The sequence below is a fragment of the Oleiphilus sp. HI0061 genome (assembly GCF_001635675.1).
Genome location: NZ_LWFE01001637.1, coordinates 1 through 1365, shown reverse-complemented (window position 1 = coordinate 1365; position 1365 = coordinate 1). Strand labels below are relative to the sequence as shown.

The 1365-nt window shown below is 45.3% G+C and carries 1 protein-coding gene and 1 pseudogene; both read left to right on the top strand.

Features of this window, described 5'->3' with window-relative positions:
- A pseudogene (locus A3735_RS31415) lies at positions 1-224 on the top strand (3-isopropylmalate dehydratase small subunit); the annotation flags it as partial.
- A 36-nt stretch (positions 225-260) separates the two neighbouring features.
- The coding region (gene asd, locus A3735_RS25235) for an aspartate-semialdehyde dehydrogenase (RefSeq protein ID WP_068638866.1) at positions 261-1365 on the top strand (1105 nt) is incomplete at its 3' end.

Genomic DNA, 1365 nt, shown 5'->3' with positions numbered 1-1365 from the left:
TCGCAAACGAAGGTTATGAACTAAGTATTGATTTAGAGCAACAAACCGTGACTTCACCGAGTGGTAAAGTATACAGCTTCGAAGTCGATGACTTCCGTAAGCACTGTTTGTTAAACGGTTTGGATGATATTGGCGTAACGCTAGAAAACGTCGAAGCAATCAAGGCTTATGAAGAGAAAAGAAAAGCTGAAGCACCTTGGTTATTTGTAGATTTTGAGCGATAAAACAGACTTATTGGATTATTTAAAAGAGTTTTCAAGATGAAAAAATTAGGACTTGTTGGTTGGCGAGGCATGGTAGGCTCCGTGCTAATGCAGCGCATGAAAGAAGAAAACGACTTCTCATTGGTTGAGCCTATTTTCTTCACAACCTCACAGGCTGGCCAAGATGCGCCAGATGTTGGTCAAAGTGAGAAAAAGCTTAAGAGCGCAACCGACATTGCTGAATTATCAGCAATGGATGTCATCATTACTTGTCAGGGTGGTGATTATACCAAAGAGGTATTTCAGCCACTGAGAGACTCAGGCTGGGACGGCTACTGGATTGACGCAGCTTCTGCGCTTCGTATGGATGATCAAGCGATTATCGTGCTCGATCCTGTTAACCGTGACGTGATCGATAAAGGCCTGGCATCAGGCGTTAAGAACTACGTTGGCGGAAACTGTACGGTCAGCTTAATGCTGATTGCGCTAGGTGGTTTGTTTGCTGAAGACTTGATTGAGTGGGTTTCACCCATGACTTATCAAGCAGCTTCAGGTTCTGGTGCCAAGCATATGCGTGAACTAATCTCGCAGATGGGTGATATTCATAATACTGTAATTAATCCACTATCAGACCCTGCAAGCGCAATCCTTGATATCGACAAAGCGGTCGCTGAAAGGCTGCGTTCTGATGAGTTTCCAAAAGACCAATTCGGTGTGCCGCTTGCGGGTAGCCTGATTCCTTGGATCGATACCCAGCTACCTTCAGGGCAAAGCAGGGAGGAGTGGAAAGCTGGCGCCGAGACAAACAAAATACTAGGCATTGAAGACACACCGATCCCTATTGACGGCCTGTGCGTGCGTATTGGCGCAATGCGTTGTCATAGCCAGGCCTTAACGATCAAGCTGAAGAAAGATATTTCAGTGGAAGAGATTGAGCAAAAATTAGCGAAGGCGAACGACTGGGTTAAGGTTATTCCGAATGATCGTGAGCAAACGATTAATGAGCTTACACCTACTGAAGTAACTGGTACGCTAAGCATTCCTGTTGGTCGTATTCGTAAGCTTACAATGGGGCCGGAGTATATTTCAGCGTTTACTGTAGGTGATCAGCTACTATGGGGTGCTGCTGAACCTCTAAGAAGAATGTTACGCATCTTGTTAG